This is a genomic window from Micromonospora sp. ATA51, from assembly GCF_016802855.1.
Lineage (GTDB): Bacteria > Actinomycetota > Actinomycetes > Mycobacteriales > Micromonosporaceae > Micromonospora > Micromonospora sicca.
In genome coordinates this window covers 1-3,822 of sequence record NZ_JAEVHJ010000467.1, presented here as the reverse complement: position 1 = coordinate 3,822, position 3,822 = coordinate 1, and the positions used below count along the sequence as shown (strand labels likewise).

At 71.6% G+C, this 3,822-nt stretch carries 6 protein-coding genes; all 6 read right to left on the bottom strand.

Annotation, left to right across the window (positions count from 1 at the left end; genetic code table 11):
• Positions 1-15: 15 nt before the first annotated feature.
• A complete protein-coding gene (locus JNW87_RS36040) occupies positions 16-165 on the bottom strand; it encodes a hypothetical protein (RefSeq protein WP_238455243.1) in 150 nt (49 codons plus the stop codon).
• A gap of 71 nt (positions 166-236) precedes the next feature.
• On the bottom strand, positions 237-773 hold the full coding sequence (locus tag JNW87_RS36035; protein WP_238455242.1) for a hypothetical protein: 537 nt from the start codon (positions 771-773) through the stop codon (positions 237-239).
• The gene (locus JNW87_RS36030) at positions 770-1,795 is read right to left on the bottom strand and encodes an AAA family ATPase (RefSeq protein ID WP_238455241.1); all 1,026 of its coding nucleotides are present in this window, start codon (positions 1,793-1,795) and stop codon (positions 770-772) included. Before JNW87_RS36030 ends, JNW87_RS36035 begins: the two co-directional genes overlap by 4 nt.
• 286 nt (positions 1,796-2,081) lie before the next feature.
• Complete coding sequence (locus JNW87_RS36025; protein WP_238455240.1) at positions 2,082-2,732, bottom strand: MarR family winged helix-turn-helix transcriptional regulator; 651 nt, start codon at positions 2,730-2,732, stop codon at positions 2,082-2,084.
• Between the two features lie 191 nt (positions 2,733-2,923).
• A complete protein-coding gene (locus tag JNW87_RS36020; protein ID WP_238455239.1) occupies positions 2,924-3,229 on the bottom strand; it encodes a hypothetical protein in 306 nt (101 codons plus the stop codon).
• 63 nt (positions 3,230-3,292) lie between these two features.
• Positions 3,293-3,508, bottom strand: a complete 216-nt coding sequence (locus tag JNW87_RS36015; RefSeq protein ID WP_238455238.1) for a hypothetical protein — start codon at positions 3,506-3,508, stop codon at positions 3,293-3,295.
• Between the last annotated feature and the right edge of the window lie 314 nt (positions 3,509-3,822).

Below are 3,822 nucleotides of genomic sequence, written 5' to 3'. Positions count from 1 at the left end.
CCCGGCAGCTGGTCGTCAGCCACACCAGGCCGCCGCCCTCGGTCGCCGAGCCGTCGAGCAGCCGGCGCAGCCGTCGCACACGCCCACCGCGCCGACCTCGGCGGCGGCGGCGAACGCCTCCACGTCGACCAGGCCGTCACGCACCAGCCGCGCGTCGATCGCCACCGCTCACCTCCCCGGCTCCGATGTGGCGCGAGGCCGGGCGAAGGTCGCCCCTCGCCCGACCCCGCACCCGCTCACTCCTGCTCGGCCGCCGGCAGCGCCAGCAGCTCCGGTAGCGCCAGCCGACCGTCCCGGTAGGCCGCCGCCACCTCCTCCCGGCCGCCCTTCTTGAAGGTCAGCGTCGTCGACGGCGGCGGCGGCTCCGCGACCTCCACGAAGTCGAGGATCCGGCCCGTCTCGCCGTCGACCACCGTGCCGTCCGGCTCGACCTTCATCCGGGCGAGCAGCGCCTTGCGCCAGGCGGGCCGCACCGACTCGACCGGCGCCGGGGTCGTCACCGCCACCTCCGACGGGTGCTCCTGCTTGCACCAGGCCAGCAGCCCGGCCTCGTCGACCACGTAGCCCGTCTTCGGCTCGGAGATCGTCACCTGCGCCACCGGGGCGTCGTAGCCCGGCAGCCGGACCTCGATCGTCTTGACGCCCAGCTCGCCGTTCAGCGCGATGAGGCCGCCGTCGGCGTCCTCCCGCGCGGCGTCGTAGACCTTGCGCACCTCGTCGAGCAGGGCCTTCAACACCGCCGCCTTCATGGCGACCTGCTGCACCCCGCTCACCGGCCCGCCCCCGCCGCCTCGGGCTGGCGGCCGTTGGCCGCCGGGGCGGCCGTCGCCGCGTCGGCGAGCGCCCGGTCCGGCTGGTCGGACGGAACCGCCGCCGCGTTCCGCGCGGCCGCGATCTCCGCGCCCCGCTCGTTGAACTGCTGCCGCAGCTTCTGCGTCTTCCCGAGGCGCTGCGCCCGCTGCCACAGCACCGCCAGGTCCTCCCGCGACGCGCACGCCGCGAGGGCCGTCGGCCAGTCGACGTCCTTCGGCGGCTCGCCGTTCTCCAGCCAGTCGAGCAGCTGCAAGCTGAGCTCCGCGTCCGGCTTGTGGATCACCTGGTCGGCCAGCGCGTCGCACCGGCTCTTCGTCACCCGCAGGTAGTGCCCCTGGTCGAGGTCGCCCACCAGGTCGAACTCGTACTCCAGGCCGTCGCGCTGGTCGGGCTGCATGCCCAGCTTGGACACCTGCTTGCGGCCGTCCGCGCCCTCGGTGATCTCGTACTTCTGCTTGGACCGCAGGCACACCACGACGTGCCCGGGGAAGCTCATCAGCGCCTCGATGTACGCCCGCTCGATCGGGCGCACGTCCTTCCAGCCGTCCATCGACCGGCCGCCGTGGTTGCGGGCGAACAGGTCGACCAGCTCCAGGATGCCGCCCGGCCCGAACCAGTAGTGCGAGGCCGAGTCGAGCATGAAGCCGGTGAAGCCTGCCAGCGCCGCCTCGTCGATCAGCTCGACGAGCTGCCGCGGGTCGTACTTGATCGGCGAGAACTTCATGAAGCCGTAGCCGCCGGCCTCCTCGGGCGTCATGTCGCCGACGCCGGGCAGCTCCGGGTTGACCGCGTACTTGTCGGCCGAGTCCCGCTCGGTGTCGACGAACGCGATCCGCTCCAGGCCGTCAGCGACGGTCACCGCGCCGGTCAGCGTGTACAGCAGCTTCAACCCGGTCAGCGTCTTGCCTGCCCCGCTCGGCCCGGCGAGGGCGATCCGCGCCTTCGCCTTCTTGCGGCTCGCGGGCATGAACCGTGAACTCATCCTTCGTCCCTTTCCACGTGAACGAACGTCCTACATAGACTCTATACGGTCGCCGTCGGGTATTGCGACCCGACATCTGGCGACGACGAAAAAGGACCCGCGCAGTCCGCGCAAGCCTCACTCCCGACAGCGGCCGGCAGGCCGCAGTCCGGGTGCCAGCAGATCACCGGCGAGGCCAGCTCGGTGCAACCCGCGCTCTCGCGGTGCTGCCAGTCGTCTCCGGCGGGCACGAGCACGCCACCGCACGCCGCGCACCGCGCGACGTCGACTGGCGCGAGATACACCTTCACTCCCCGATCACTCTCCTTCCCTCCTCGGGCACGGCCCGCAGCGCGGGCCCGTGCAGCGGAGCCGACTTCCTGCAACCGGGATGGCCACAGGAGCCATTCGGCCCCTCGACGTAACGGTGGTCGACACCGCTCGCGGCGCGGACCCCAACCGTTTCTTGTTCCCTGTATGTCTTGCGTCCGTGTGGCGGACCAACTCGGTCCGCCTGGCGGACTAGTTCTAGTCCGCGACCCGGACCAGAAGCGCCCTTCACTGGTTCGTCCACCGGACTACCAGACCCGGGCGATTCGGGCGCGGCTGGTCCGGCACGCGGACCAACTACGCCCCGCTCGGTGAGCCTGCGCAACAGCTCCGGCGGCACTCCCATGCGGTAGACCGTCTTCGCCTTCTTGCGCCGCGCGTCGGCCACACTCGGCCGGTCGCGCCACACCCACTTCTTCTCCAGCCGGTTCAGCCACGCCGCGACCGTCGACCGGGCCATGCCGGTCGCGTGCTCCAGGTCGGTCAGGCTCGGCGTGTACTGCTCCGGAATCATCGCCGTGGCCGCGTCGGACCACGTGAGCAGCGTCAGGACGAGGTGCCGGCCAGGGGGCTCCAGGTCGCACTCCTCGCTCCTGACCGCACGCTCGACCGTCCACCGGTCCACCATGCTGGCGGCCTTTCTGTGCAGCGCCGCCAGCGCACCGCCGCCCGAACTGGCGTACGATGCGCGTGCGACCCGTTCTCCGTTCCGGGTACGTCCATTTCGCCCCGCCAGATGACCGCCTGGCGGGGCCGAGACGTTTTCCGGCACCCTACACCCGCTCTGTACGGCTACAATGGCATCGGACGTGCTCATACCTACGCCGCCTCGTCCGCGTCCTCGTCGAGGACGTCCCACGGGTCCCACACGATCTTCCGGTTCGTGTCCTCGGCCCAGGCGTAGATCGTGGTCAGCTTCCACTGCGGGTTGTTGCTGACCTCGCCGTCCTCCTTGGGCAGCTGGCCCTTCGACCGCCACTGGTACGGCGTGTTGTCCTTCACGCCGAACATGCGGACCAGCTCCTTGAGCCCGACCATCACCGGCAGCTCCAGCGGGCCTGCCTTCATCAGGTCGGCCGCGATGCGCCGCGTAACCGCCTTCAGCTTGACCTGGTTCACCTTCAACGTTCCTCTCCTCCCACGGCCGGATGCCATACAACGTCAATGTACGGCACCCACCGGGGACGGTCAGGCCGCCACCCGGGCGGCGGCGTACGGCGCGCTGCTCAGCAGCTCCCGCGCCAGGTCCAGCAGCGGGCAACGGTCGAGCAGGTGCACCCGCCCGTCGGAGAACACCGACGGCGGCTCCAGCGGCACCTCGTCCAGGAACCGCACCCGGAACTCGCGGGCCAGCTCCTGCCCCGCCTTGTCGTGCATCCACGTCGGCACCAGCGCCCACCGCATGCCGGCCTCGGACAGCTTGGCGGCGACCCGGCGGTCGCCACCTCGTTGCGCTGCACGTTGGCGACCAGCAGCACCAGGTCGCACTGCCGGGCCACCTCGACCTGCCCGACGTCCAGCGCCCGGTCCAGGTCGACCACCTTCACCTCAGCGGCGTGCCGGTCGACCGCCCGCAGCGGCTTGAACGGCTCGTCGACCACCCGCAGGCCCTCGGCCGGCGTGCCGAGCCGGTCGTCCACGCCGCCGCGCCCGGCCGCGTCGACGAGCAGCGCTCGCCGCCCGCGCTCGGCCGCGACCAGCGCCAGCGCCACCGCCAG